Raw genomic sequence first — 26,830 nt, forward strand, 5'->3', positions numbered from 1 at the left:
GAGTCGATAGCGTGCTCCCTGCGGGCGATCCTCGCCCTGTGCGAACACAGAACACGTTGCATCGAAGGGAGAACGGATGAGCGGCGATCAGCCACTCCCGCAATCCGCAGCACCGACGACAGAACCGGGTGACCTCACCCCGGAACTCATCGACACCGACATCTGGACGGACGAGATGGTGGCGCGCGCGGGCATCCCCGTGGTGCCGGTGCCGTTCGTGACGGTGGGCGGCGGCATCGGTTCCTTCGTGACCGTGGACTATCTACGGATCTACGGAGTGCCGGCGCAGCAGATCGTGGTCCTGACCGGTCTTGACGTGCCGTGGCAGAGCTACGAGTACCTGACGCGGGTCTCCCAGATCCCCCGCAACGAGCGGCTGCGCTCGGACTCCCAGTCGCGGCCGGACAACATCTGGGGCTTCCCGTCCTATGCGCTCTCCGAGGCGTTCGCGGCGAAGAGCCTCAAGGAGTTCGTGTGGCCGCTCTGGAACGTGTTCACGGAGCCGATCCTGACGAACTACTTCACCCCGAGGGCCGGCCAGGCGTTCTCCTCGATGGAGAAGGAGATGAACCGGATCGGCTACCTCCAGTCCGTGCGCAAGGGGCAGGTCCGGATGGTCCGCCGGCGTGCGGGCGGCGGGTACTACACGATCCTGACCCCGCCCGCGGGGGCCGCGCAGACCAAGCGCATCGCCTACCAGAGCCAGTACGTGCACATCGCGATCGGATACCCCGGCCTGAGGCTGCTCAAGGACCTGCAGGACTACCGGGAGCGCTACCGCGACCCCACGAAGGTGGTCAACGCCTACGAGCCGCACGAGCAGGTCTACGACCAGCTCCGGATCCGCCCGGGCAAGGTGATCGTGCGTGGCGGCGGCATCGTCGCCTCGCGGGTGCTGCAGCGGCTCATCGACGACCGGGACAAGTACAACCTGCAGACGGAGATCCTCCAGGTGTTCCGCACGTTCTATACCGGGCCGCACGGGAAGGACATATTCAACCGGCGCCCCGGCGGCCATGGCTGGGCCTATCAGGGCTTCAACTACCCGAAGTCGGTGTGGGGCGGTCAGCTCAAGGAGAAGATGGCCAAGCTCGAGGGCGACGCCCGCGCGCAGGCCTATGAGGAGATGGGCGGCACGAACACGCCGTTCCGAAAGAACTGGCTCGAGCAGCTCAAGCGCGGCCGGTCACAGGGTTGGTACCGCGAGATGCAGGGCGCGTTCGACTCGCTCCGCCCGGGACCGAACGGCGCCGGCGTGGTGGTCGCGATGAGCACCCAGCACGGCGCCCTCGAGGAGTACGCGGACTTCGTGGTCGACTGCACCGGCCTGGAGGCGGACATCCGGGAGAGCCGGGTGCTCGCCGACCTGCTCGACCACAGTGGTGCCGGCCGGAACCCGAAGGGCCGACTCGACGTGAACAAGCAGTTCGAGGTGATCGGCACCCGCAGCCGCCCGGGCCGTCTGTACGCCTCCGGGAGCTCGACCCTCGGTGGCCCGTTCCCCGGTGTGGACACGTTCCTCGGTCTGCAGATCTCCGCGCAGGAGATCGCGGACGACCTCGCCCGACTGGGCTTCGTGAAGAGACTGGGTCCGGGTCGATCCATCGCCCAGTGGTGGCGCTGGGCCCGGAACCGGCCGATCTAGGAAGGCGAACCGTGCTACCCACCCTCAACGGGCGACTCCAATCACGGATTCTCGTCACCGCCATCCTGGGCGGGATCTGGACGCTGATCATCACCCCGGTGCTGCCGACCGGCGCACCCCTGGGCGAGAGCTACCGGACGACGTTCATCATCCTGCTCACGGTCATCGTGCTCGGCGTGCTCTGGGAGTTCCTCTACCACTTCCTCCAGCAGTTCCGGTGGGAGAAGGACTGGCCCACGATCTGGGGTCTGTTCACCGGGATCAACGAGGGCCTGCTGATCTGGCTGCTGATCAACCTCGGCTGGATCCCCGGCGTCGAACATGTGCCGGGCTGGGCGTTCGTGATCCAGTTCTGCACCACATGGATCCTCATCTGGGCGGTCCAGAACGGACCCCTGCGGGTCCCGTTCATCCGCTGGCGCTTCAATGGAGGTCGTTTCCTGTGAAGGTGAACTTCGACGATGTCCCGGCTCGGGTCCACCCGGGCCGCCATCACCTGGTGCGTCTGCCGGGGGTGGTCGCCATCATCCGCACCGACCCCGGGACCGACCCGGACGCCGCCAACGACCTCCTCGAGCGCATCCAGACGTCGTCCCGGACCGCGCCGACGGCGCCGGGGCGCGACCTCGCCCGGCAGCTGTCGATCTGGCTGAGCCGGTTCGAGGAGACGAACGGAGTCGCCCCGGGGTTCGGCTCCATCTCCGCCAGCGAGAACGGCGTCGCGATCTTCCTGTACGGCGATATCAGCGTCACCGAGCGCGTCGCTGATGCCGCGACGTCGCCCGAGGAGCGGGTCGCGCTGTTCGGCAAGGATGCGGCGTTCACCGTGGACCGGCTGCTGCCGTGGCCCGCGGGCGCTCTGCAGTTGATCGCCGACGACGACGCCGACGGCGAGCTGGACATCCCCGAGCACGCCGCCGACGCGCTCGCCTCCGCCGACGGTCCGATGCCTGCCTGGGCCGGCTTCCACCGCGGCGTGACCCCCGGCGGCGGGCTGCTGTTCGGGCCGGTCACCGACCACATGAGCGAGCCGGCCGTCGCCGACGTCCCGGCCACGTCCGGCAGCCACCTGGCCGGGCCCGACGTACCGGTGCCGTCCGGCCCGGGTGCCCACGGCCCCGTGCCCGGCTCGTCCGCGACCCTCTCCTCAGCCGCGTACGACGCCGAGGCGATGTCCGACGGCGAGGCGATGGCTGCCGAGCCGGCGTCCGGTGAGGCGGTGGCTGACGGCGAGGCAATGGCTGACGGCGAGCCGATGGCTGAGGGTGCGGGCGCTCAGGTTCCGCCGCCGTCCGCGGCGGCCGGCTCCTCCGTGCCGGCGCCGCCCTCGGCACGTGCCGTGCCTCCGCCACCGCCCTCGGGAAGGTCCGTGGTGCCGCCGGCGCCGTCCGCCGGTACTCCGGTGGTGCCGCCACCGCCGACCGGTGCACCCGTGGTGCCCCCGCCTCCGTCAGCGGGCACGCCCGCGGCCGCGCTCGCGCCGCCACGGTTGTCCGAACTGATCCAGGACGGCCCCCCGGAACCCCCGCGGGCGCCGCTCCCGCCGGCCGCGCCGGCTCCGCGCCAGACCGCACAGCAGAAGGCCGCGGAGAAGGCCGCCGGCGTCAAGGAGCGCCCACAGGACTACGTCCAGGGTTTCCGGTGCTCCCGCAAGCACCTCAACGACCCGCGGGTCTCGTTCTGCCGCGTCTGTGGCATCAGGATGGACCAGATGACCGGCGTACTCGTCGAGGAGCGGCGCCCGCCGCTCGGTCTGCTGGTGCTCGACGTCGGCGCGACGTTCGTGCTTGACGACAACTACGTGCTCGGCCGCAACCCCGAGTCGGACGCCGCGGTCCGCGAGGGCACGCTCCGTCCGGTCCGGCTCGATGACACCTCGGGCGCGCTCTCCCGGGTGCATGCGGAGATCCGGCTCTCCGGCTGGGACGTCGTGCTCATCGACCGCGGTTCAGCGAACGGCACCTACGTGGCGGCCACGGACGAGCAGTCCTGGCAGCGGTTGGCACCGAACCAGCACTTCGTGCTCACGCCGGGCACGCACGTGCGGGTGGGGCAGCGGACGTTCACGTTCGAGTCCTCTGCGGCCCGCCTGCGTTGAGGCTGCCTGCGGCAGGGTCCCGGAGGCGGTATTCCGGCCGGAACCTCACGTCCTCGGCGCCCCGGTGGTCTCCTCGTCCTCGGTGACGAGCGCGCCGAGGGCCTCGGTGAGCTCGGCGTCCGCCACGTCCTGACCCGCCCACAGCGTGACCGCAGCGGTACCCGGCGAGGATGCGGCGCCGTCGGCCAGGCCTGCTGCCACCACCCGGATGGCCGCGCCCGCGGCGTCCGCCTCGCCGCGCTCGACCACACGGTAGCCGAGGCCGTCCGCGTGCAGCGCCGCCAGCGCAGCGCCGAAACGCCGGGCGAGCCGGACCCCGTCCGGCAGGTGCAGGAGCAGTTCCGTCCCCCGGGCGCGGGCCGCCGCGGCTCCTGCGAGCACCGCGCCACGACCGTCCGGGTCGCCGCCGGCGATGACGACAACGGGTGCGTCTGCCGCGGCATCAGCCTCGGGCAGGCGCACGGTGGCCACGCTGAACCGGTGCCCGGACAGGTCGGTGCCGGTTCCCTCGCCGGTGCCGGCCGGTGCGTTGGCTGCGAACCAGTCCGCGTCCACCAGCACCACGGCGGCCTCGGCCGTGTCGGCCTGACCAAGGAGATCGGACCAGGGATCCGCGGTGAACCGTGACAGCACCGTCGCCGGAACCCCGGTCGCCTGAACACGGGAGGCGAGGGCGTTGAGGTCGTCAACCGTGGCGGCCATCAGGGTGAGGTTCGAGGACAGGCCGGCGCCGAGTTCCACCGGTGAGGCCTCGCGGGCCACGAACCGGCTGAGCACGACCTTGCCGGGTCGGCCGGTGCCGAGCAGGGTGCCGGCGATCGCAGCCATCCGGTCCGCCCTGGCGGGGTCGTCGACCAGGACCAGCACCCGGTAGGACTCGTCCACACCGAGCGCGGCCCGCTCGGCGGCGGCGATATCCTTGGCGATCGCCCGGTCCGGGTAGACGCGGCGCAGCAGCGGGCCGGTCATCATCGTGGTCAGGATCGCCATCAGCACGAGCAGGGTGAACAGTTCCCCGTCGAGGACGCCGAGCTGGCGGCCGATCTGCAGGATCACCAGCTCGGTGAGCCCGCGGGTGTTCATCAGGACGCCGAGCGCGGTGGCCTGCCGGCTCGGCACCTTCATCAGGCGGGCCGCGACGAACGCGCCGCCGAACTTGCCGCCGACCGCCACCAGCATGATCAGCGCCAACTGCCAGAGCCCGGCGCCGGTGATGCCGCCGATGTCCGTGCTGAGGCCGGTGACCACGAAGAACAGCGGGAGCAGGAGCAGGACACTCACCTGCTCGAGCCGTTCGAGGATCTCCCGGGTGAGGTCTGCGGCGCCCTGGCGCGGCATGATCGCGCCGAAGATGAACGCACCGAAGATGGCGTGGATGCCGATGACATCGGTCATGACCGACGAGGCCAGCACACCGATCAGGACGATCGCGAGGATGTTGGGGGTGAGGCGGCCGGCCCGCTGGTAGGCGTCGACCAGCCGCTTCAGCAGTGGCCGCACGATTCCGAACATCAGGGCCGCGAACGCGGCGGTGAGGACGACGATCCGGATCACGTCGGCCGGTCCCTCGCCCTGGACCACCGCCACCACGAACGCCAGCAGGGTCCAGGCGAGGATGTCGTCCACCGCGGCGCAGGCCAGTGCGAGCACGCCCGTGGTGGTGCGGTGCATTCCTCGGTCGGTGAGGATCCGAGCGAGGACCGGGAAGGCCGTGATGGCCATCGCGATCCCGAGGAACAGGGCCAGGCCCAGGAACGGCACCGTGCCCGCGTCCGTCTCGTTGTGGAACGGGTACAGCACGAACGTGAGACCGAAGCCCATCGCGAACGGCAGGATGACCGAGCTCAACGAGATCGTGCCGGCGAGCTTCTCCCGGCCTCGAACCAGCGTCACGTCGAGTTCGAGCCCGACGATGAACATGAACAGCACCAGGCCGAGCTGGGCGAGCATGTCCAGATACGGAAGGATCTCCGGGGGGAACAGTCTCGCGTCCAAATCGCCCGGAAACAGCCCGAGGACGCTCGGCCCGAGCGCGATACCGGCGATGATCTCACCCACCACCGGGGGCTGGTGGATCTTTCCGGCGAGCCGGGCGAAGAGCCGCGCGATGAGCATGATGACGGCGATCGCCAGGAACACGTGCGCCGCTGTGTGCATGACCGTTGGAGTCCCTTGTGGCCGGCGGAATGGGGACGGTTCCCCTCGTGGTGGAGGAGCCTGCCCGATAGACTTTCGCCTGATCTGCCACGAATGATATTGGGTCCGTGACCCACCGAGTCCACGTTTGGGGAAGTCAGATGTCGTTGCGTGATCAGCGTGTCCGCGACCTGCCCGTCCTGGCCGACTTCGAGGTGGTGCGGCCGATCGGTGACGGTAACCACGGGCAGTTCTTCCTGGCGCGCCCGCCGGCGCGGCTGGGGATCGCCGACGAGTACGTCGCCGTCAAGGTCTTCGCCGGCCAGGTCACCGAGGATGCTTACCGGCGCGGGGCCCGCGAGCTGCGTGCGTTCGCCGCCGTCGACTCGCCGTACCTGGCGACCGTGTACGACGCAGTGCTGGACGACCGGTTCTTCTACGCGATGGAGTACTTCCCGCTCGGTTCACTGGCCAGCCCGGCGCGGCCGTTGGAACGGGCCCGGGCGCTCACCGTGATGGAACACGCCGCCCTCGCGATCGACGCCCTGCACGAGGCAGGGCTCGCGCACGGCGACGTCAAGCCCGCGAACGTGATGATCACCGAGACCGGTGGCAAGGTGTCCGACCTCGGCCTGGCCCGGGTGTTCGCGGCCGGCGCCACACTGACGGGGATGGCACCGGAGACCTCCGTCGAGTTCGTCGATCCCGAGTTGCTCCTGGGGGAGCCACCCTCACGCGCCACGGACATCTGGGGCCTGGGCGCCACCGCGCACCGCGTCCTCGCGGGTGTCGGACTGTACGGCGACCTGCCCGAGAACCAGCCGCTGCTGGCCATCCGCACGGTGCTCAAGGCCGATGGTCCGACGTTGTCCGAGCGACTGTCCCCGGCCGAGGCCGAGGTGGTCAGTCGCTGCCTCGCGCCGCTCGGGCAGCGCTACGAGACGGCGCAGGCCGTCGCGCAGGCGATCGCCGGCCTGCGCGCCTGATCAAGCCGCGGAGCCCTCAGAACGGGGCGCCGACCCACCAGTCCCGGCGGATGTCGAGTCGTTCGTGGTCGGGCCACCACACGGCCACCATGTACTGGGTGCGGTCTGGGTGGACGAATGTGGTGTACAGGAAGCCGGGGTCGGTCACGCCGTCCTGGCTGCCGTACTCGGTCCCGGCCGGGTCATCCGGAGCGGAGTCGTAGAACCACTCCTGGCTGAACCACCCCTCGTTGGCCACACCCTCGGAGCCGAACGTGGCCAACGCGTCCGCCGAGGTGAAGTGCAGCAGTGTGAACACCAGGCCGTCCGACTGGGTGCAGGTGATCGCGGCGTCGACGGTGTCCGGCTGTGGCAGCTGCTCGGAACTGCCGAGCGCGCAGGTGGCGTCGTTGTGACCGGCCAGGTTCGGACCGTCGGGCACGAGGCTCGGGAACGCCGTGCGCATGAACTCGGCATCACCCCAGCTGCCCGGATCCAGCGACGCTTCGGCGACGGCGGGGGTGCTGTCATCCGAGGTCTCACCTTCCGGCCCGATGGCGCGGACGGTGTACTCCTGCCCGCTGGGGGCCGTGTCGACGAACTGGCGCGCGGTGCCCTCGTAGACGAGCTCACCGTCCCGGTCCAGCTCGTAGCCTGTGGCGTCCGGCACGGAGCTCCAGTTGACGACCGTCTCGCCGTCGCCGTTCACGGTGATCGTGAGGTCGGCCGGCGCCTCGATCCCGTCTGGATCGTCGTTCGCGCCGCCGAACCCGCCGTTGGCGGCGATCACGATGAGCACGATGATGGCGACCAGCGCCACCGCGAACCCCGTGATCATGGCGGGGTTCGGTCCGCGGCGGAGGGGGGCCTTGTGACCCACGGCATGGATGCCGGTGTGCTGGGCGGTGGGCATGGCGGGCGCGGAGAGGTAGCTCGGCATGCCGCCGGTGCTCCGGGTGGGCGCCGCGCCGGTCGGCGCCGCGCCGGTCGGCATCGCGCCGGTCGGCATCGCGCCGGTCGGCATCGGGCCGGTCGGCATCGGGCTGGCCGGGATCGGTCCGGTCGGCATCGGCACGGGTGGGACCTGACCGGTCGCGTTCGGGCCGGTGTCGCGGCCGCCCTGTCCGATCGGGCCGATGGTGGCGTTCGGTGACCAGCTGCGGTTGCCCGGTGCGTTGTTCGCCCGCAGGTACGCGGCCGGGGCCGCCGAGGTGACGTGCCAGGGTGAGATCCGGGCCAGGCGCGGTGCGATCTGGTCCAGCACCAGTGGGTGCCTTGACCCCTGGTGCTCGTATGCGACCGTCCAGGTGCGCTCGCCGGCGCCGACGGTGATCTCCTCGAGGTAGTCGCCGGTGATCTGACGCTCGAGCGGCAGGCGCGGCGGCAGGTCGAAGAAGCGGGCCTCGTGCAGGAGCGCCTCGAGTGCGGTGCGGTCGGCCATCGGCACGTTCCGGGTGTCGACCGGGCCGACCTCCTGGCTCTGGCGGCCGTCGGCGAAGTAGCGGCGGACCTTCAGCGTGAACGGCGGCCGCGGGCCGGTGTGTGCCCGGCTCGGCGTGGGCGTCGGGTGCGGGCTGCCGGGCTGCTCGCCCGGTGCCGCCGCGGGCGTCCGGGCGGGCTGCAGCACCGTCTCGGTCTCGGACTGTTCGGTCAGCGTCTTCAGCGCGGCAGCGGCTGCCCGGCTCAGCGCCCGGCAGCTCTGGTACCGGTCCTCGGGCTTCTTGGCCATCGCCTTCGCGACGACGGCATCGAAACTCGTGCCCAGTCCGGGCCGGGCCTCGGACGGTTTCGGCGGGTCCTGGGTGAGATGGGCAGTCATCTTGGCGAACGGTGAGTCGGCGACGAACGGCACGCTGCCGGTGAGGAGTTCGTACAGCACGCAACCGAGCGCGTAGACGTCGACCTCGTGGCCGAGGGAGCGGGCCTCGATCTGCTCGGGAGCGGCGTACGCCAAGGTGGCGAGCATGTTGCCGGTGCCGGTGAGGTTGTTGTCGCGATCGTCGATGGCCTTGGCTATCCCGAAGTCGGTCAGCAGGACCTGCTCCGGCTCCTCGGGATCGTCCGGGTCCAGGCCGGGGGCCAGCAGGATGTTGGCGGGCTTGACGTCCCGGTGCAACAGGCCTGCCCGGTGGGCGAAGTCGAGTCCGTTGCCGACCTCGGTGACGATGTGCACGACCCGGGCCGGGTCGAGACCGCCGCCGGCGGCTGCGATCGCGTGCGAGGCATCGGTACCCTCGACGTACTGCATCGCGATCCAGAGTTGACCCTCGAACTCACCGCGGTCGTAGACGGCGACGATGTTCCGGTGGAAGAGCTGTGCGGCGAGGTCGGCCTCGCGCTCGAACCGGGTCCGGAAACTCTCGTCGGACGACAGGGACGTGCTGAGCATCTTGAGTGCGTCGCGGCGGGGGAGCCGCGGGTGCTTGGCCAGATATACCGAGCCCATGCCGCCACGCCCGAGCTCGCGCTCGATGGTGTAGCCAGCAAAGACCTGGCCCGGCTCGAAGTCCACCCTGTTCCATCCCCTTGATGTCGTGAGGCAAATGCCCGGCTCACCTTATCGGAGAGCAGGGCGATCGTCAGACGAGCCCGGGGTCGGCTCCGGCCGCTGCGGTGTCCAGCAGCCATAGCGTCACGTCCCGTCCGGCGACGACGGCGGCGGGCGTCTCCTGCGCGTCGGTGGCACCGCCGAGGGCGCGGCGCACCGCGCCCGACTTCTCCGCTCCCGCGACGACGAGCCACACCTGGCGGGCCGACTCGAGTGCCTCGAAGGTCAGCGAGATCCGGTCCGGCGGCGGTTTGGGCGAGTCGTGGACCGCGACGGCGGTGGTGCCGGTCGCGCCCAGCGCGGGGTGGCCGGGGAACAACGAGGCGACGTGGGCATCCGGGCCCATGCCCAGCAGGACCACGTCGAACACGAGGGGCCCGTCGGCGCCCCCGTACGCGGCCAGTTCGGCCGCGTAGGCGGCGGCGCCCTCCTCCGCCGTGGCGACGTCCTCGGTCGCCGCCATCGGGTGGACGTTCTGGGCCGGGATCGGTAGGTGGTCGATCAGGGCCGCTCGGGCTTGACCTTCGTTGCGCTCGGGGTCGGCGCGCGGCACGAACCGTTCGTCGCCCCACCACAGGTGTACCCCGGTCCAGTCGACGGCCTCGGTCAACGGGGTCCGCCGGGCCCGCTCGAGGAGCCGGATCCCGACCGTGCCGCCGGTGAGCGCGACGTGGACGGGGTGGCGCACGGACTGGGCGTCGAGGATGGCCAGGAGCAGCCGAGCGGCCGTGGCCTCGGCCAGAGCGTCGGCAGATGGGTGCACGACCACGGCGCGCGCGGGCCCTTGGTGGGCCGGGCCGGCGCCGTCCACCGGGCTCACTCCCCGGCCACCTTCGGCAGGCCCTTGAGCAGGCTGCGGGCGTAGGTCTCGTCCGGGTCGAGTCGGCGCAGATCCTCCATCAGACAGTCGGCGATCGGTCGCTTGGCCATGGCGATCTGCTGCGTCGGTGTGCCGTCCTGGGTGACGGTCACCACCGCGCTGCCCTCCGGGCGGCGCATCGTGATCGACCCGTTGCGCCGTTCCAGGTCGAGCCCGGTGATCGCGGACGCCTCCGGGTCGTGTTCGATGGTGACCGGGGCCTTCAGATTCGCCGCGAGCCACGCCGCGAACAGGTGTGTGGACGGGCGGTCCCGGCTGCCGATGACCCGTACGGCCCGGACCGTCTCGTAGGGCGGCTCGTCCAACGCCGCGGCGGCGAGGCCACGCCACAACGTGGTGCGGGCCCAGGACAGGTCGGTGTCGCCCGGCGCGTAGGTGTCGGCCAGCCCGGCAAGGTGCTCGATGGGCTTGGCACAGGTGCCCACGTCGCTGATCCGGCGCTGGGCCATCGCGCCGAGTGGGTCGGCGGCCATGTTCTCGGGCGGTTCGTGCGGCCACCACACCACGATGGGCGCATCGGGCAGGAGCAGCGGGACCACGAGTGTGTCCACCTCGTCGCGGGCGGCACCCAACGGGCGCAGCACGATGACCTCGCTGGCCCCGGCGTCGCCGCCGATCCGAATCTCGGCGTCCAGCCCGGCGGCCTTGCGACCGTCGCCCGGGTCGACCACGATCACCCGGCACGGGTGCTCCCGGCTGGCGTCGTTGGCGGCCTCCACGGCCGACTCGACGTCCTCGCCGGTCGCCACGATGACCAGAGTCAGTACCCGGCCGAGGGCCACGGCGCCACCCTCCTCGCGCAGCGCGACGAGCTTGGCACCGATGGCGGAGCTGGTGGTGTCCTCGAGGGTGATGATCATGGCCGCCTCCACGTGCGTCCGTCGCGGGCCAGCATGGCGTCGGCCGAGGGCGGGCCCCAGGTGCCCGGACGGTACTGCTCCGGCTTCCCGTGCTTCGCCCAGTAGTCGATGATCGGGTCGAGGATCTGCCAGGAGAGCTCGACCTCGCGCTGGCGCGGGAACAGCGGCGGGTCGCCCAGGAGCATGTCCAGGATGAGCCGCTCGTATGCCTCGGGCGAGGACTCGGTGAACGCGTGGCCGTAGCCGAAGTCCATGGTGACGTCGCGGACCTCCATTGCCGTGCCGGGCACCTTCGAGCCGAACCGGATGGTCACACCCTCGTCCGGCTGCACGCGGATCACGATGGCGTTCTGGCCGAGCTCCTGGGTCTCGTTCAGATCGAACGGCAGGTGTGGCGCCCGTTTGAAGACGATGGCGATCTCGGTGACGCGGCGGCCGAGGCGCTTGCCGGCGCGCAGGTAGAACGGCACCCCGGCCCAGCGCCGGGTGTCGACGTCGAGGCGGATGGCCGCGTAGGTCTCGGTGATCGAGCCGGTGCTCATGCCCTGTTCCTGCAGATAGCCGAGGACTTCCTCGCCGCCCTGCCAACCCGCCTCGTACTGACCGCGGGCGGTGTGCCGGCCGATGTCCCGTGGGATGGTGACGGCGGAGAGCACCTTCTCCTTCTCGGCGCGCAGTTCGTCGGCCTCGAAGGAGACCGGCTCTTCCATGGCGGTCAGTGCGAGCAGTTGGAGCAGGTGGTTCTGGATGACGTCCCGGGCCGCGCCGATGCCGTCGTAGTAGCCCGCCCGCGAACCGATGCCGATGTCCTCGGCCATCGTGATCTGGACGTGATCGACGTAGTTGGCGTTCCAGATCGGTTCGAACATCTGGTTCGCGAACCTCAGCGCCAGCAGGTTCTGGACCGTCTCCTTGCCGAGGTAGTGGTCGATGCGGAAGACCGACTCCGGTGGGAAGACCTGTTCCACCACGTCGTTCAGCTCCCGGGCGCTGGTGAGGTCGTGGCCGAACGGCTTCTCCACGACCACCCGCCGCCACGTGCCCTCGGCTGGCGTGGACAGGCCCACCTTCGCGAGCTGCTGGAGCACCAGCGGGAACTGCCCGGGCGGCACGGACAGGTAGAAGGCGTGGTTGCCCCGCGTGCCGCGCTCGTCATCGAGACGTTGCACCGTCTGTGCGAGCCGCTCGAAGGCGGAGTCGTCGGAGAACTCCCCGGAGACGAACCGGAAGCCCTTGGACAATTGCTCCCAGACACCCTCGTCGAACGGGGTGCGCGAGTGTTTGGAGATCGCGTCGTGCGCGATCTTGCGGAAGTCCTGGTCCTCCCAGTCCCGCCGGGCGAACCCGGTGAGGCCGAAGGCCGGGGGGAGGAGCCCTCGGTTCGCCAGGTCGTAGACCGCCGGCAGCAGTTTCTTCTGCGCCAGATCGCCGGTGACGCCGAAGATCACCAGGCCGCTGGGCCCGGCGATCTTCGGCAGTCGCCGATCGGATGGGTCACGGAGCGGGTTGTGCCCGTTCGTCACCTTCGCCGGTGCCATCCGGTGGTACCACCCTTCGTTGCTGTCTCGCCTGGTCAGGTCAGGAGCCGGCGGCCGCGAGGCCGTCGGTGACGTCCCCCAGCAGCTCCGCCCAGCTCTTCTCGAACGAGTCGACGCCGGAGTCCTCCAGACCCTCCAGGATCTTGCCGTACGGGACCCCGAGACGCTCGATGGTGTCCAGTATCTGGCGCGATTCCTCGAACGTTCCGTGCACGGTGTCGGTGCCGTCGGCCGGTGAGTGGTCGGCGACCGCCTCGAGGGTCTTGGCGGGCATGGTGTTCACGACGTCGGCCACGACGAGCTCGTCGACGTACATCGTGTCCGGGTACGCGGGATCCTTGGTGCCGGTGGAGGCCCACAGCGGGCGCTGGGTGTGCGCGCCCGCGGCTGCCAGCGCCTCGTACCTGGGGGTGGCGAACACCTCCTCGTAGACCTCGTAGGCCAGTCGCGCGTTCGCGATCGCGGCCTTGCCCCGGAGCGCGAGCGCCTCCTCGGTGCCGATCTCGGCCAGTGCCTTGTCGACCTGGGTGTCGATGCGGGACAGGAACAGCGAGGAGACCGAGCGGATGGCGGACAGGTCCTTGCCCGCCTGGTGCGCCAGCTCCAGCCCGTCGATGTAGGCCTGCGCCACGGCACGGAACCGGTCCAGGCTGAACACCAGGGTGACGTTGACGCTGATGCCGTCCGCGATCGCAGCGGTGATGGCAGGCAGACCCTCCACCGTGGCGGGAATCTTGACGAACAGGTTCGGCCGGTCGACGGTGTCCCACAGCGTGTGCGCGGAGGCGATGGTGGCCTGGGTCTCGCGGGCCAGGCGCGGGTCGACCTCGATCGAGACACGCCCGTCCTGGCCGCCCGTCGCGGCGTGGATCCCGGCGAAGAGGTCGCACGCGTTGCGCACGTCGTCGGTGGTCAGGGTCAGGACCGCGTCATCGAGGGCCGTGCCGGAAGCGGCGAGCTCGCGCAGCTGCGTGTCGTAGGCGTTCCCCTCGGCGATGGCCTTGGCGAAGATCGTCGGGTTCGTGGTGACGCCCACCACGGACCGGGTGTCGATGAGGTTCTGCAGGGCGCCGGAGGTCAGCGCCTCGCGAGACAGGTCATCGAGCCAGACGGACACCCCGGCCTCGCTGATGGCGGTCAGGGCGTTGGCGGTGGTCGCGGACGGTTGGGTCATCGTGGTCTCCCTCGTTGCGGTCGATGGTGCCGACGGCGGCACGCGGCCGCCGTCGGCACCAGGCTCAGGCCCTGGCTGCGGCGATCGATTCCTTGGCCGCGGCGACGGTCGCCTCCGCGGTGATGCCGAACTCGGCGAACAGGACCTTGTAGTCGGCGGAGGCGCCGTAGTGCTCGAGGGACACGGCGCGTCCGGCGTCGCCCAGGTACTTGTACCAGGACAGCGCGATACCGGCCTCGATGCTGACCCGGGCCCGTACCGCGCTGGGCAGCACGGACTCTCGGTAGTCGGCGTCCTGCTCCTCGAACCACTCGAGGCTCGGCGCGGACACCACCCGGGTGCCCACCCCCTTCGCCTCGAGCTGCTCCCGGGCGGCCACGGCGATCTGGACCTCGGAGCCGGTCGCGATCAGGATGACCTCCGGCGTGTCCGTGGAGGACTCCAGCAGCACGTACGCACCCTTCGCGACGCCGTCGGCCTCGGCGAAGCCGTCGGTGCCGCGCGGGAAGGTGGGCACGTTCTGCCGGGTCAGGACGATCCCGGCCGGGCCGTCGCGGCGCTCCAGGATGGCCTTCCAGGCCTGCGCGGTCTCGTTGGCGTCGGCGGGGCGGACCAGGGCCAGGCCCGGGATCGCGCGCACCGCGGCGAGGTGCTCCACCGGCTGGTGGGTGGGACCGTCCTCACCGAGGCCGATCGAGTCGTGCGTCCACACGTAGATCGACGGCGCCTTCATCAGCGCGGCGAGGCGGACGGCGCCGCGCATGTAGTCGCTGAAGGTGAAGAACGTGCCGCCATAGGCTCGGGTCAGGCCGTCGACGGCGATGCCGTTGACGATCGCGCCCATCGCGTGCTCGCGGATCCCGAAGTGCAGCGTGCGTCCGTACGGCGTGCCGGAGAACTCCTCGGTGGAGCGTTCGACCGGCACGAAGGACGGCTCGCCCTTCATCGTGGTGTTGTTGGACCCGGCCAGGTCGGCGCTGCCGCCCCACAGCTCGGGCAGCACGGGGGCGAGGGCGCTGAGGACGCTTCCGGACGCGGCACGGGTGGCCACGTCCTTGCCGGCCTCGAACGTGGGCAGGGCCTGCGCCCAGCCGTCCGGCAGCTCGTGCGCCTGGAGCCGGGCCAGCAGAGCGGCCCGCTCGGGGTTCGCGGCCGACCAGGTGGCCAGTGCCGCATCCCACTCGGCGTGCGCCTTGGCGCCGCGCTCGGCGACCTCACGGGTGTGCGCGAGCACCTCGGCGTCCACGTCGAAGGACTTCTCCGGGTCGAACCCGACGATCTCCTTGAGCGCCTTGACCTCGTCGCCGCCCAGCTTGGAGCCGTGTGCGGAGTGCGAGCCCTGCTTGCCGGGGGAGGGCCACGCGATGATGGTGCGCAACGCGATGAACGTCGGCTTGTCCGTGACCGTGCGTGCCTGCGCCAGCGCGGCGTTCAGGGCGTCGACGTCCTCGCGGTAACTGCCATCGGCCTGGGTCCAGTCGACCCGGATCGTGTTCCAGCCGTAGGCGGCGTAGCGTGCCACGACGTCTTCGGTGAACGCGATGTCGGTGTCGCCCTCGATCGAGATGTGGTTGTCGTCCCAGACGACCACGAGGTTGCCGAGGTTCTGGGTGCCGGCCAGCGAGGAGGCCTCGCCGCTGACGCCCTCCTGCAGGTCGCCGTCGGAGGCGATCACATAGACGCGGTGGTCGAAGGGCGACTCACCGGGAGCGGCGTCCGGGTCCAGCAGCCCGCGGACGCGGCGCTGCGCCATGGCGATCCCGACGGCGGTCGCGACACCCTGGCCGAGCGGGCCGGTGGTGGTCTCGACTCCCTTGGTGTGACCCCACTCGGGGTGCCCGGGGGTCAGCGATCCCCAGGTACGCAGCGACTCCAGGTCCTCGAGCTCGAGGCCGTATCCGGACAGGTAGAGCTGGATGTACTGGGTGATCGAGGAGTGTCCGGCGGACAGCACGAACCGGTCCCGGCCCAGCCACTCCGGGTCGCTCGGATCGATCGTCATCTCGTTCTGGTACAGCAGGTACGCCAGCGGCGCGAGGCTGATCGCGGTGCCGGGGTGGCCGTTGCCGACCTTCTCGACGGCGTCAGCGGCGAGGACTCGGACGGTGTCGACGGCCTTGTGGTCGAGTTCGTTCCAGCCGACGGTGTCCGACTTCGGGGCTTGCGCGTTCACTGAAGCCTTCTCTTCCTGCGTCCGCGTGCGTGCGGGCGCGAATGGGATCTGTTGCGGGTTCGGGAGGCGGTCCGCTCACAGCGGTCCGACGCTGGTCCCGACCCTACTCATATTCGGCCGGAGGGCACGTGGTTGCCCGCAGTTGCCTCACCGCGCCCTACACTGGCGAAGGCGGGTCATGCCCGCCCGATGGCGCCGTCGTTCGGCGCATGATGATCCGGAGATGTTGACCCAGTGGCTGACCACCGCCCCGTGACCGTGCCTGATCGGCCTGACCGGACCGTGCCGAACGACCGGTCCGACGGCGCCACCTCCTCGTTCCATGGTGGGCCGGCCCTCGCCGGACCCGCGCGGTCGGGCTGGCGAGCCAAGGTCGGGGCCTACATCGCGCTCACGAAGCCACGGATCATCGAGCTGCTTCTGGTCACCACCGTGCCGACCATGATCCTGGCCCAGGGCGGGTTCCCGTCCTGGTGGCTGATCATCGCGACCCTCGTCGGTGGCACCGCCGCGGCCGGTTCCGCGAACACGCTGAACATGTACTACGACCGCGACATCGACGCCCTGATGAACCGCACGAAGAAGCGGCCGCTGGTCACCGGCGCGGTGAGCCCGACGGGCGCGCTGATCTTCGGCATCGCCCTCGGGGTGTTCTCGGTCCTGTGGCTCGGCCTCGCAGTGAACTGGGTGGCCGCCGGCCTGGCGTTCGCCGCGAACATCATGTACTCGGTCGGATACACGATCCTGCTGAAGCGACACACCTCCCAGAACATCGTCTGGGGCGGGGCCGCGGGTTGCATGCCGGTCCTGATCGGCTGGGCCGCGGTCACCGGCTCCCTGGACTGGGCGCCGTTCCTGCTGTTCGGGATCATCTTCTTCTGGACACCGCCGCACTACTGGCCGCTGTCGATGAAGTTCAAGAAGGACTACGCCGCCGCCGGGGTGCCGATGCTGCCCGTGGTGAGCGCGGACACCCGGGTGGCCCGGCAGATGATCGGTTACACGGTCGCGATGATCGCCTGCTCCCTCGCGCTGATCCCGGTCGCCCAGATGGGCCTGCTCTACACGGTCGCCGCGGTCGCCGCCGGTGGCTGGTTCCTGATCCTGTGCATCAACCTGTACCGCCGGGCGGTGGCCGGCACCACACGCAAGCTGGGCGCCATGAAGGTGTTCCACGGCTCCATCACGTACCTGACCCTGGTGTTCGTGGCGCTCTCGATCGACCCGTTCCTGCCGTTCTGACCCGATGCCGGCCGACGAGTCCGCTCCCTTCGGTGCGCAACTGCGCGAATACCTCGCGCACCTCGGCATCGAACGCGGCCTGTCCGTGCACACCCTCGCCGCCTACCGGCGGGACCTGCTGAGGTATGCGGCGTTCCTGGGATCGCTCGGGCGGACCTCGTTCGCCGAGGTCACCGAGGCGGACGTCGGCGCGTACGTCGAGGCGCTGCGCGCCGGGTCCGACGGCGGCAGCCCGCTCTCGGCGTCGTCGACGTCCCGGGCGGTGGTGGCGGTGCGGGGCTGGCACCGCTTCGAAGCCCTCGAGGGACGCACCGACCATGACCCGGCCGCCGCCGTCCGCCCGCCGAGCGGCGCGAAGCGCCTGCCGAAGGCGATCTCCACCGACGAGGTGGACCGGCTGCTGACCGGGGCCTCGGCCGCCGACGGCGTGCTCGGTCTTCGTGACCGTGCCCTGGTGGAGGTGCTCTACGGCACCGGCGCCCGGATCAGCGAGGCCGTCGGGCTGGCCATCGACGATCTGGACCTGGACCATGCGGCACCGTCGGTGCGGCTGTTCGGCAAGGGTCGCAAGGAGCGGATCGTCCCGATGGGACGGTTCGCCGTCGAGGCGCTGGAGGCCTACCTGGTGCGGGCTCGGCCGGTGCTCGCCCAGTCCGGGCGGGGCACGCCGACGGCGTTCCTGAACCAGCGGGGCAACCCGCTCAGCAGGCAGAGCGCGTGGGCGGTGCTGCAGACCGCGGCCGAGCGCGGGGGAGTCACCGCGCACATCTCCCCGCACACCCTGCGGCACTCCTACGCCACCCACCTGCTCGCCGGCGGGGCCGACGTCCGGGTGGTGCAGGAGCTGCTCGGGCATGCCTCGGTCACGACCACGCAGATCTACACCCTGGTCACCCCGGACACGCTGCGCGAGGTGTACGCCGCGGCACACCCGCGGGCTCGGGGCTGACGAACGGGCGTGAGCATCACCGGGCGAGCAGGTCCCGGATCGTGGCAGCCACCTCAGCCGGTGCCTCCTCCGCCATGAAGTGCCCGGCGTCGGTGGTCCGGTGCACGAGGTCGGGTGCCCAGGCGCCCCACAGCTGGGCGGCGTCGTAGCCCAGCGCGGCGCCCCAGTCCTGCTGGAGCACGCTCACCGGCATCCGCAGCGTTCGACCCGCATCGCGGTCCGCGCGGTCATGGTCGACGTCGATGCCCGCCGAAGCGCGGAAGTCGGCCACGATCGAGGGCACGGCCGCTGCACTCGCACGCAGGTAGTGCGCCCTGGCTTGCGCTCCGATCGCGTTCGGGTCCTTCGTCCAGACGTCCAGGAAGTGGCCGAAGAATGCGTCCGGACATGCGCCGATGAGGGCTTCCGGCAGGCCGGGCGGCTGCGCCATCAGGTACAGGTGGAAACCGACGGCGGCGCTCGCGCCGTGCATGACGTCCCACATGTCCAGCGTCGCCAGCACGTCGAGGCAGGCCAGCTGGGTGATGGCGCCGGGGTGGTCGAGGCCCGCCCGGAAGGCGACGAGGGCGCCGCGGTCGTGCCCGACGAGCGCGAACCGGGGGTGTCCGAGAGCGGCCGCGAGCGCCACCACGTCCGCGGCCATGGTCCGCTTGGAGTAACTGGTGGGATCGGTCCCGGCCGGCTTGTCGCTCTCGCCGTAGCCGCGCAGGTCCGGGCAGATCACGGTGTGATCGGTGGCGAGTTCCGCGGCCACCCTCGCCCACATCAGGCGGGTCTGCGGGAAGCCGTGCAGGAGGACGACGGGGGGCCCGGATCCGCCGATGGAGACCTGCAGCTGGACGCCGTCGGCGACGGTGATCCGTTCGTCGGTGAAGTCGGGGATGATGGTCGTCATGGGTCGTCCTTCGGCTCGGTGGTGCGGGAGTGACAAGAGTCCATGGCGTGAATGAGTATCGGATGAGCAACGACGAGCCGGTGGTGGAGCTCGGGGTGCTCGGGCCGGTGACCGCGTGGATCGACGGCCTCGAGGTCGGCCTGAGGGGACCCCGGCACCGAGCGGTGCTGGCCCGGCTTCTCGTGGCCCACCCGCACGCGGTTCCCACCTCGATGCTGGTCGAGGACCTCTGGGAGGATCCTCCGGTCGGCGCGGTGGCCGCGGTGCGCACGTTCGTGGCGGCCCTGCGACGCGCCCTGGAGCCCGATCGCCCCCCACGCACCCCGCCGCGCCTGCTGGTCACGGTCGGCAACGGCTACGCGCTGCGCGGAGCCGTGATCGATGCGGACCGGTTCGCCGAGGAGGTCTCGGCAGCAGCCGGTCTGGTGCCCGCGCGGGCGCTGGCGAACCTGGGCCGGGCGCTGGCGCGCTGGCGCGGTCCCGCGCTCGCTGACGTCGCCGAAGCGTCGTGGGCACGGGCAGAAGGCGCGCGGCTGCGCGAACTGCGCCTGCACGCCATCGAGTTGCAGGCAGGTGCCCGCCTCGACCTGGGCCGGGCCGCCGAGGCGGTCGCCGACCTGGAGGCGCACGTCATGTCACACCCCTGGCGCGAGGAGGGTTGGCGACTGCTGGCGCTCGCCCTCTACCGGGCCGGCCGCCAGGGGGACGCGCTCGACGTGCTGCGCCGGGCCCGGGCACTGCTGGTCGACGACCTGGGCGTGGACCCCGGTGCGGCGTTGCGTCGGTTGGAGACCGACGTCCTGGCCCAGTCCACGTCACTGGAGGCCGGTCCGTGGCCGGAGCGCTCGGCGGACCGGGTCTGGGCCGAGGCGGCGGCGAGCTACGACCGTGCCGTGGCAGGCGGTGCCCGGGCCCGGTTGCGCTCCACGGTGGACCTGCTGCGGGGCCTCGCCATCACCGGTGGCGACGGGCTCGTGGCGGCGCGCGAGCAGCGGCTGGCCACCATCCTCGCCGCCGAGGACCTGGGGGAGGCGAGCCTCACGGCCGCGATCATCGGCGGTTACGACGTCCCGGCGATCTGGACCCGCTCCGACGACCCGGCCCAGGCCGCCGGGATCGTGGCCGCCGCGGAGCGGACGCTCGCCGCGCTGCCCCCGGAGGCTGCGGAGACCACCCGGGCGCGGCTGCTCGCCACGATCGCGGTCGAGTCCCGCGGCGGCGATGCCGACAGCCCCGAGCGAGCCCGCACGTCGGCGCGCCTCGCCGAGCAGATCGCCCGCCGGGCCGGCGATCCTGGCCTGCTCGCATTCGCCCTGAACGGGGTGTTCATGCAGTCGTTCCATCGCACCGGGTCGGCTGCGCGTCGGGACGCCATCGGCGCCGAGCTCATCGCACTCGCCACCCGGCACGACCTCGCCACCTACGCGATGCTCGGGCGCCTGATCCGGCTGCAGGCCAGGAGCGCCATGGCGGACTGGGACGGGGCGGACGCCCACGCCGCGGCCGCCGACGCGCTCGCGCAGTGCCACGACGCGCCGCTCGTGGGCGTATTCACGCAGGGGTACCGGGCGCTGCGCCTGGCCGGCACCGGTGCAGGGGTCGCCGAGGTGTCCGCCGCCTACCGGGCCACCGCAGCCCGGCTCGAGGGCGCGGGCATGCCCGGCTTGCAGCGTGGACTGCTGCCGGTGATGCTGCTCGCCGCGCAGATCCAGCGCGGATCCGCACCGGCGGCAGCTCGTGGCACCGCTGATCAGGCCTGCGACCGCGGCCCTGGCGGACCCGACGCGGTCGGCGCCCGGGACGGTCCGTACGCCCGTTGGACCCGCCCGGTGCGCCTGCTCGCAGTGGATCGCGACGCGGCCGCGGCCACGCTCGCCGACCTGCCGGACCCGCCACCGGACCACCTGCTCGAGGCGATGTGGTGCCTGATCGCCCACGCCGCGATCGCCGTCGGGGACCGGCCAACGATGCGGCGCGCCAAGGCGGCCCTCGGCCCGGCCGCAGAGGAGCAGGCCGGAGCCGGAACGGGCCTGTTCACCCTCGGCCCGGTGTCGGCGTACCTGGCTGGGCTCGAGCGCGCGCTCGGGCGTTGACTCCCGCCCTGCGGGCCCGGGTCAGCGCAGGGTCGTGACCCGTGGCGGTGCGTCGGGGTGGAACGGATCGGCGGTGCGGATCTCGTTCCCCGGGTGTAGCAGGGTCTCGGTGCGGTACAGCTCCTCCAGCTCGACGGCGGCCGGCCCACCGTGCACGCCGTTCGCCTCCTCGTCGTCGACCGCCACGAGCAGCGAGGCCACACGGTCGATCCGGTCGAGGAAGGGCGCGAGGCCATCGACATCGCCGGGCGGCGGTCCCTCGTTCAGGAGCCCCCAGATGTCCCACAGGAGCAGCTCGTCGCGGTGCCGGTGGGCCGCCTCGAAGACCACGTACTCGGCAACGAACACCGGGCCACGCAGCGGCAGCGTCGGGTCCACCCCGTAGGTGTCCGCGTCGAGGGTGCCGGCGCGGTGGGCGAGCCACACCTGCGCGGCCGTCTCGAACGGGGTACCCAGGCCGGTCGGGATGTCGGTGACGTCGAACGGTGGCCGGAATCCGGGCGCGTAACCGACGTCCAACTCGGGGTCGAAGCGGACCCAGCGTCCGCCGTCGAACACCTCGACGACCACGTGATCGTGGTGGAACCCGGCCCGGAAGTAGTCGGCGAACCCGATCCGGGTCCGGGCCGGCACGCCGTGCTCGCGCAGCACCCCGACGCTGAACAGTGAGTGGTCCCGACAGCAGCCCTGGAGCCGCTCGGGCAGTGCCCGGGGTGCGCTCAGCGGCTGGCCGTGCCGGGCCTGGTCGGTGGCGAGCTGGTCGGCGAGCCAGCGCAGGTCGATGTCGCCGCGGGTGGACTCGGGCAGCTGGGCCTGTTCACCCCGGTAGTGCGCGATCAGGTTCCGCGCGGCCGCGGAGACCTCGGCGATGGTCGGGTTCACGGCCCGCAGCAGGTCGGCGTGGGGCCCGGGGTCGCTGTACCGGGAGTGCCGGGCATAGTGGGCCACGGCGTCCGGCGCCGGTGCGGGCATGCCTGCCTGGTCGGGCAGGGTCTGGGGTGTCGTAGTCATCGGTGATCCTCTCGATAGGGCAGGGCGATCTGGGCGGCGGGCGCGGACGGTGTGTCGGGCCAGGGCGTCGGGTAGACCTCGCGCGGAGGCCTGGTCACGGTCCCGTGCGCGCGGGCCCAGCGCCCGACGGCGTCGTAGGCATGCAGGATCTGGGGATAGGCGCACTGAGCCCGGGTGATCGTGGTGGCGGCCTCCGTACCCGCCGGCTCTAGGCGGATCACGATCGGACCCGACGGGCCAGCGGTGCCCTCGTACGGCACGCACACCTCGATGGGGCCGTCGCTGTCCGGGGAGACCACGCCGTGGAAGACCGCCCACCATTCGTCGCCGAACGTGGCCTCCTGGGTGCCCAGGTGGTCGCGGATGCGGCTCACGGAGCCGTTCAGGGTCCCCATGAGCTCGGTCTGCAGCACGTGCGTGGTGATCGACGCCAGCAGTCGCTCGGGAACCACCCGGGCGGCGACGTCGAACGTGGGGGAGGTGGCGCCGTCGCGCCACTGCTCGACGAGATACTCCACGGTGCCACGCCTGGTGGCGAGCGCGCGCTCCTGCTCGGCCCACCACGCGATCAGGTCATCGGTGGCGGCAGCCGGGTTCTGCGCGGCCAGGATCGCCCGGACCCTGGCCAGCGGCATGTCGAGGCGACGCAGCAGGGAGATCCGCCGGGCCGTCGGCTCCTGGGCGGGGGAGTAGTAGCGGTAGCCCGTGTAGGGGTCCACCGAGGCCGGCACCAACAGGCCGGACTCGTCGTAGCCTCGCAGCGCCTTCAGGGACAGGCCCGTCCGGCGCGCGAACTCGCCGATCGTGAAGTGGTCCGTCGCGGTCATGACCCCAGTGTTGGCCCTGCCCCTGGGGGAGGGTCAACCCAGTGCGGCGGCGTCGCTCAGAAGTACGTGCGCACGAGCCCCACGGCCACGGAGTCCGGTGTCAGCCGGCCATCGACCTCGACGATGTCGCGCCACTTGTCGAAGGTCGTGCACGGGTGGGAGATGCCGAGCACGATGAGATCGCCGACCACCGGCTGCCTGCCGAAGGTGCCGGACGGCACGAACGTGTGCTGATCGTTCATCGCGGACACCGGCCGCTGATCCGCGCCGGAGACGTCGAGGACCTCGCCATGGCGCCACAGCTCGAGCGGTACCGGCAGCCCGTTGTCGTGGCCGGCGTCGCGCCGCCCCACGTCGAGCAGGGCAACGCCGTCGTCGTGCACCGCGAGGACAGTGGCCACCAGGCGCAGCGCGGGGCGGAACCGCGGTGCGTTCGGCGGCGCCTGGTCCTGCGCGTGCCGGTAGTGCCAGTCGTCGTGGGCGATGCTGACTCCGGAGCGCACGAGGACCCGCCCGTCCGCTGCCGTGGCGTCAGAGAGACCGTCGGTGACCTCACCGAGGTGGTCGCTGCCCCCGATGCTCAGGTAGGCGTCCGGTCCGATCACCGGTAGCACGACCTCCCGGTGCGTCGCGAGCACGTGCGTGGCGAAGCCAGCGATGTCGGCGCGGCTCGGATCACCCCCGATCGCACCTTCGTAGGCGGCCGACCCGGCGAGGCGAACGCCGCGGGTGGCCCGCACGCGGGCGACCACGGCGCGCGCCTCGTCGAGGTCGCGAACGCCGGTCCGGCCACCGGGGCGGCCGATGTCGAGCAGGACGGGGAGGTCGGGCCCGTTCTCGGCGGCAAGGGCGTCGACGGCCGCCTCACTGTCCACCCACGACAGGATCTCGGGTCGCGGATCGTCGCCGAGGGCGTCCCGGACGCGCTGCGCCGCGGATGCGGTGGCCAACGGGTTCGCGAGCAGGATGCGTCGGACCCCGAACGCGAGCGCGACCCGCAGTTGCGGCAGCGTGGCCACCGTGATGCCCCAAGCGCCCGCCTGCACCTGCCGCGACCACAGTTGTGGCGCCATGGTCGTTTTCCCGTGCGGGGCCAGCAGGTAGCCGCGGTCGTCGCACCAGCGTTGCAGCGCCGCGATGTTCGCGGCAACGGCGTCTGCCTCGATCGTCAGGTACGGCGACGACAGTGCCGCGACCGGCGGTGTGGTCGACGCGAGATCACCGCGAGCGACGCCGTCGAATCCGGGCCCGATGACCTTGCCCAGTGGATCCGGCGGCAGCAGGCCGAGGCCGGCCAGGTCCAAGGCGTCAGCCATCGGAGGCCCGCGGTCCCGAGGAGGACGGTCGGCGGTACGCTCCCGGGGCGGGGCGGGAGGTGGTCATGTCGCATTCCTTCGTCGCGTCGATGGTGGGGAAGTACCGAGCATGACAGCCGACGTGGAGGAAGCGCACCAATGACCGCACAGCCGACGCTGCTGATCGCCGCACGCACTCCGACCGGCGGCCTGTGGCGCTGGGACGGCGCGACCGGGCCGGCGGAGCAGGTCGCGGACGCGCCCGACACGGCCTTCGTGCTCCCGCTCCCGGACGGTCGGGTCATCACCCTCGGCGGCGAGGAGGACGGGCACCTGCGGATCTTTGAGCGCCGCGCAGACCGGTACGCCGTCGTGGCAGAACTCGCGACCAAGGGCGGGCAGCCGTGCCACGCGGCGCTGCTGCCCGACCGTGAGCACCTCGTGGTCGTCAACTACTACCTCGAGGGTTCACTGCTCGTGGTCGGGTTGACCGGCAGCCCCCGCATCGTGCAGCGGATCGTGCTCGCCGGCCCCGGTGCCGAAGTGGTGCCCGGTCGGCAGGAGGCTCCGCACCCCCACTTCGCCCTCGTCACCGGCGATTGGGTGGTGGTCTCCGACCTCGGTTGCGATGCGTTGCGACTGTTCCGATGGGACGGTCGCGCGGTCGCACAGGTCGGCGCCTGTGCGACCCCACCAGGGTCCGGGCCACGACACCTCGCGGTCCATGGGGCGAGCCTGGTGGTGAGCGCCGAACTGTCGAACGAGGTGCTCGCGGCACCGCTCGCGGACGTGCTGGCGGGTGCGGCGCAGTGGCGGGCGCAACCGGCAAGCCGTACGGCCTTCACCTCGGCGCACGACGGCGACGGACCGTTGACGCATCCCGGTGAGATCACCGTTGCTGCGTCCGGCCGGGTGTTCGTCGCCAACCGTGGCGCCGGCACGCTCGGGCTCCTCGACGTCAGTGGTGGCGCGGCGGGACTGAGGTTCGACACGGAGATCGATGCCGGCGGCTCGTGGCCGCAGCACGTCGCGCTACGGCACAACGAGCCCTACATCGCCCTACGCGACGACGATCTCGTCATCGGTCCGGGCGGGCGTGCCTGCGTGCCGTCGCCGGTCTGGGTGGCTTTCCTGGACGAGTAGTGGGCGGTCCACCGCCGGGCTCAGTGCTGCGCGTCGGGCAACTGACGCATGGTCCAGAACGGCCCGATCACCACGCACAGGGCAGACAGCAGCTGCCCAGCCGCTCCGATCCACATCGTCGCGACGACACCCACCCACGTGCCGAGGGCGCCTGCGAGCAGCGCAGCGATCGGCATCACACCCCACACACAGAAGCGCACGGAGGCGTTCATGCGGCCGAGCAGGCGGGGCGGCGTGATGCGCTGGCGGAAGGTGACCTGCGTTATGTTGTAGAGGAGCACGGTGAAACTGCCGATGAAGCCCTGCACGACCAGGAGCGGGAACGCGACGGCGGGGAAGGTGGCGGCGAGTGGCAGCAGGCACGCGACCGTGCTGAAGGCGACCGCACTCACAGGGATCGCGCGCGCCTCGCCGATCCACCGCACGATGTGCGGGGTCGCGACGGCGCCGGCGAGGCCGCCGATCGAGCCGAGCGAGAAGATCAGGCCCATGGCGGCGGGTGTCAACCCCAGCTCGCGCAGCAGGAAGATCGGCAGCAACGTGAAGGACATCGTGTTGAAGAAGTTCGAGATGCCGGTGGTGCCGACGATGCGCCGCAGCAGCTCGTTGCCGAACACCCAGCGCAGCCCTTCCCCGATCTCCTGCAGGATCGGAGCGCGGTCCTCGGGAGCGCGCGACTGTTCGTGATCGCGAGTGAGCAGCAGCGCGATGAGCGACGTGATGTAGGTGCCCACCGTCGCCAGGATCGCGAAGGGTGCGGTGATCAGGCCGATGAGCCACCCTCCCAGGGCCGGCCCGCTGATGTTGGCGAGCTCGCGGGTTGCCTCGAGCTTTCCGTTCGCCTCGGCGATCTGGTTCTCGCGCACGAGCGAGGGGATGATGCTCTGGTACGAGACGTCGAAGAAGACCGTGGCGATCCCGACCACGAGCGCCACGGCGTAGAGGTGCCACATTTCGAGCAGGTCCGCCCACCACAGCAGCGGCAGGGTGAGCAGTGCGGTCGCGCGCACCGCGTCCGCCCAGATCATCACCCGACGCTTGCGCATGCGGTCGATCCAGGCGCCGGCCGGAAGCCCGACGACGAGGAACGCGGCGACAGCGGCGGCGTTCAGGAGTCCGACCTCGAACTCGGTCGCGTGCAACAGCAGCACTGCGAGCACGGGGATCGCGAGCTCGGTGACCTGCGAGCCGACCTGCGCGAGCGCCTGCCCGGACCACATGGTGATGAAGTTCCGGTCGCGCCAGAGCGAGCCCCGCGGCGCATCGCGTGCCGTCGTCGGCTCGGTCGCCTCGATCGACCCGACGGGGTCGTCCGCGGCCGCGCTCGGATCGCCTGACTGGGGCATGCCGATCAGCAT

At 71.3% G+C, this 26,830-nt stretch carries 20 protein-coding genes; 8 read left to right on the top strand and 12 right to left on the bottom strand.

Annotated elements, in window-relative coordinates:
- Nucleotides 1-76: 76 nt before the first annotated feature.
- Genes HALOF300_RS24045 through HALOF300_RS27585 form a run of 3 tightly spaced genes read left to right on the top strand, consistent with a single transcriptional unit; the run spans nt 77 to nt 3,743 of the window.
- Nucleotides 77-1,645 (top strand): FAD/NAD(P)-binding protein, encoded by a 1,569-nt coding sequence (locus tag HALOF300_RS24045; protein WP_156743420.1) that lies wholly within the window; start codon nt 77-79, stop codon nt 1,643-1,645.
- An 11-nt stretch (nt 1,646-1,656) separates the two neighbouring features.
- The gene (locus tag HALOF300_RS24050; RefSeq protein ID WP_156743421.1) at nt 1,657-2,091 is read left to right on the top strand and encodes a hypothetical protein; all 435 of its coding nucleotides are present in this window, start codon (nt 1,657-1,659) and stop codon (nt 2,089-2,091) included.
- Between the two features lie 2 nt (nt 2,092-2,093).
- Nucleotides 2,094-3,743, top strand: a complete 1,650-nt coding sequence (locus tag HALOF300_RS27585) for an FHA domain-containing protein (protein ID WP_156743422.1) — start codon at nt 2,094-2,096, stop codon at nt 3,741-3,743.
- Nucleotides 3,744-3,788: 45 nt separating this feature from the next.
- On the opposite strand, the gene HALOF300_RS24060 is transcribed toward HALOF300_RS27585, so the two are convergent.
- The gene (locus HALOF300_RS24060) at nt 3,789-5,900 is read right to left on the bottom strand and encodes a cation:proton antiporter (RefSeq protein ID WP_156743423.1); all 2,112 of its coding nucleotides are present in this window, start codon (nt 5,898-5,900) and stop codon (nt 3,789-3,791) included.
- A gap of 140 nt (nt 5,901-6,040) precedes the next feature.
- Between HALOF300_RS24060 and HALOF300_RS24065 the strand changes: the two genes are divergently transcribed.
- On the top strand, nt 6,041-6,865 hold the full coding sequence (locus HALOF300_RS24065; protein ID WP_156743424.1) for a serine/threonine-protein kinase: 825 nt from the start codon (nt 6,041-6,043) through the stop codon (nt 6,863-6,865).
- 16 nt (nt 6,866-6,881) lie between these two features.
- Here the strand turns inward: HALOF300_RS24065 and HALOF300_RS27135 are convergent, their stop codons facing one another.
- The 6 genes from HALOF300_RS27135 to tkt form a co-directional block, all read right to left on the bottom strand.
- A complete protein-coding gene (locus tag HALOF300_RS27135; RefSeq protein WP_197522807.1) occupies nt 6,882-9,356 on the bottom strand; it encodes a serine/threonine-protein kinase in 2,475 nt (824 codons plus the stop codon).
- 67 nt (nt 9,357-9,423) lie between these two features.
- On the bottom strand, nt 9,424-10,212 hold the full coding sequence (gene pgl / locus HALOF300_RS24075) for a 6-phosphogluconolactonase (protein WP_231955725.1): 789 nt from the start codon (nt 10,210-10,212) through the stop codon (nt 9,424-9,426).
- Nucleotides 10,209-11,132 (bottom strand): glucose-6-phosphate dehydrogenase assembly protein OpcA, encoded by a 924-nt coding sequence (locus tag HALOF300_RS24080; protein WP_156743425.1) that lies wholly within the window; start codon nt 11,130-11,132, stop codon nt 10,209-10,211. The genes pgl and HALOF300_RS24080 overlap by 4 nt, the downstream gene beginning before the upstream one ends.
- Nucleotides 11,129-12,670, bottom strand: a complete 1,542-nt coding sequence (gene zwf, locus HALOF300_RS24085) for a glucose-6-phosphate dehydrogenase (protein ID WP_156743426.1) — start codon at nt 12,668-12,670, stop codon at nt 11,129-11,131. The genes HALOF300_RS24080 and zwf overlap by 4 nt, the downstream gene beginning before the upstream one ends.
- A gap of 40 nt (nt 12,671-12,710) precedes the next feature.
- Entirely contained in the window at nt 12,711-13,844 is a 1,134-nt protein-coding gene (gene tal / locus HALOF300_RS24090) for a transaldolase (protein WP_156743427.1), read from the bottom strand.
- A gap of 64 nt (nt 13,845-13,908) precedes the next feature.
- The gene (gene tkt / locus HALOF300_RS24095) at nt 13,909-16,017 is read right to left on the bottom strand and encodes a transketolase (protein ID WP_156743428.1); all 2,109 of its coding nucleotides are present in this window, start codon (nt 16,015-16,017) and stop codon (nt 13,909-13,911) included.
- Between the two features lie 252 nt (nt 16,018-16,269).
- Between tkt and HALOF300_RS24100 the strand changes: the two genes are divergently transcribed.
- On the top strand, nt 16,270-17,259 hold the full coding sequence (locus HALOF300_RS24100; protein WP_269455327.1) for a heme o synthase: 990 nt from the start codon (nt 16,270-16,272) through the stop codon (nt 17,257-17,259).
- A 4-nt stretch (nt 17,260-17,263) separates the two neighbouring features.
- Nucleotides 17,264-18,208 (top strand): site-specific tyrosine recombinase XerD, encoded by a 945-nt coding sequence (locus HALOF300_RS24105; protein WP_156743429.1) that lies wholly within the window; start codon nt 17,264-17,266, stop codon nt 18,206-18,208.
- A gap of 16 nt (nt 18,209-18,224) precedes the next feature.
- Here HALOF300_RS24105 and HALOF300_RS24110 read toward each other — a convergent pair whose 3' ends face one another.
- Nucleotides 18,225-19,103, bottom strand: coding sequence for an alpha/beta fold hydrolase (locus HALOF300_RS24110; RefSeq protein WP_156743430.1), 879 nt, complete (start codon nt 19,101-19,103; stop codon nt 18,225-18,227).
- Nucleotides 19,104-19,165: 62 nt separating this feature from the next.
- Here HALOF300_RS24110 and HALOF300_RS24115 point away from each other — a divergent pair, with 62 nt between their 5' ends.
- Complete coding sequence (locus tag HALOF300_RS24115; RefSeq protein WP_156743431.1) at nt 19,166-21,196, top strand: AfsR/SARP family transcriptional regulator; 2,031 nt, start codon at nt 19,166-19,168, stop codon at nt 21,194-21,196.
- 21 nt (nt 21,197-21,217) lie between these two features.
- On the opposite strand, the gene HALOF300_RS24120 is transcribed toward HALOF300_RS24115, so the two are convergent.
- The 3 genes from HALOF300_RS24120 to HALOF300_RS24130 are packed head-to-tail and all read right to left on the bottom strand — an operon-like array spanning nt 21,218 to nt 24,350.
- The gene (locus tag HALOF300_RS24120; protein ID WP_197522808.1) at nt 21,218-22,207 is read right to left on the bottom strand and encodes a transglutaminase-like domain-containing protein; all 990 of its coding nucleotides are present in this window, start codon (nt 22,205-22,207) and stop codon (nt 21,218-21,220) included.
- Nucleotides 22,204-23,034 (bottom strand): MerR family transcriptional regulator, encoded by an 831-nt coding sequence (locus HALOF300_RS24125; protein WP_156743433.1) that lies wholly within the window; start codon nt 23,032-23,034, stop codon nt 22,204-22,206. The genes HALOF300_RS24120 and HALOF300_RS24125 overlap by 4 nt, the downstream gene beginning before the upstream one ends.
- 56 nt (nt 23,035-23,090) lie before the next feature.
- A complete protein-coding gene (locus HALOF300_RS24130; RefSeq protein WP_156743434.1) occupies nt 23,091-24,350 on the bottom strand; it encodes an alanine racemase in 1,260 nt (419 codons plus the stop codon).
- Between the two features lie 138 nt (nt 24,351-24,488).
- Between HALOF300_RS24130 and HALOF300_RS24135 the strand changes: the two genes are divergently transcribed.
- Nucleotides 24,489-25,472, top strand: a complete 984-nt coding sequence (locus HALOF300_RS24135; RefSeq protein ID WP_156743435.1) for a lactonase family protein — start codon at nt 24,489-24,491, stop codon at nt 25,470-25,472.
- A gap of 20 nt (nt 25,473-25,492) precedes the next feature.
- Here the strand turns inward: HALOF300_RS24135 and HALOF300_RS24140 are convergent, their stop codons facing one another.
- Nucleotides 25,493-26,818, bottom strand: coding sequence for an MFS transporter (locus HALOF300_RS24140; RefSeq protein ID WP_231955726.1), 1,326 nt, complete (start codon nt 26,816-26,818; stop codon nt 25,493-25,495).
- Nucleotides 26,819-26,830 lie beyond the last annotated feature (12 nt).

It is taken from the genome of Occultella aeris, from assembly GCF_902703175.1.
Lineage (GTDB): Bacteria > Actinomycetota > Actinomycetes > Actinomycetales > Beutenbergiaceae > Occultella > Occultella aeris.

What these genes read in the sequence shown, in the direction of transcription:
- tal (WP_156743427.1), bottom strand. Translation starts at nt 13,844, where the DNA reads ATGACCCAACCGTCCGCGACCACCGCCAACGCCCTGACCGCCATCAGC.
- HALOF300_RS24120 (WP_197522808.1), bottom strand. Translation starts at nt 22,207, where the DNA reads ATGACTACGACACCCCAGACCCTGCCCGACCAGGCAGGCATGCCCGCA.
- HALOF300_RS24080 (WP_156743425.1), bottom strand. Translation starts at nt 11,132, where the DNA reads ATGATCATCACCCTCGAGGACACCACCAGCTCCGCCATCGGTGCCAAG.
- HALOF300_RS24065 (WP_156743424.1), top strand. Translation starts at nt 6,041, where the DNA reads ATGTCGTTGCGTGATCAGCGTGTCCGCGACCTGCCCGTCCTGGCCGAC.
- HALOF300_RS24130 (WP_156743434.1), bottom strand. Translation starts at nt 24,350, where the DNA reads ATGGCTGACGCCTTGGACCTGGCCGGCCTCGGCCTGCTGCCGCCGGAT.
- HALOF300_RS24045 (WP_156743420.1), top strand. Translation starts at nt 77, where the DNA reads ATGAGCGGCGATCAGCCACTCCCGCAATCCGCAGCACCGACGACAGAA.
- HALOF300_RS24115 (WP_156743431.1), top strand. Translation starts at nt 19,166, where the DNA reads ATGAGCAACGACGAGCCGGTGGTGGAGCTCGGGGTGCTCGGGCCGGTG.
- HALOF300_RS24140 (WP_231955726.1), bottom strand. Translation starts at nt 26,818, where the DNA reads ATGCCCCAGTCAGGCGATCCGAGCGCGGCCGCGGACGACCCCGTCGGG.
- HALOF300_RS24060 (WP_156743423.1), bottom strand. Translation starts at nt 5,900, where the DNA reads ATGCACACAGCGGCGCACGTGTTCCTGGCGATCGCCGTCATCATGCTC.
- HALOF300_RS24125 (WP_156743433.1), bottom strand. Translation starts at nt 23,034, where the DNA reads ATGACCGCGACGGACCACTTCACGATCGGCGAGTTCGCGCGCCGGACG.
- HALOF300_RS24135 (WP_156743435.1), top strand. Translation starts at nt 24,489, where the DNA reads ATGACCGCACAGCCGACGCTGCTGATCGCCGCACGCACTCCGACCGGC.
- zwf (WP_156743426.1), bottom strand. Translation starts at nt 12,670, where the DNA reads ATGGCACCGGCGAAGGTGACGAACGGGCACAACCCGCTCCGTGACCCA.
- HALOF300_RS24105 (WP_156743429.1), top strand. Translation starts at nt 17,264, where the DNA reads ATGCCGGCCGACGAGTCCGCTCCCTTCGGTGCGCAACTGCGCGAATAC.
- HALOF300_RS24110 (WP_156743430.1), bottom strand. Translation starts at nt 19,103, where the DNA reads ATGACGACCATCATCCCCGACTTCACCGACGAACGGATCACCGTCGCC.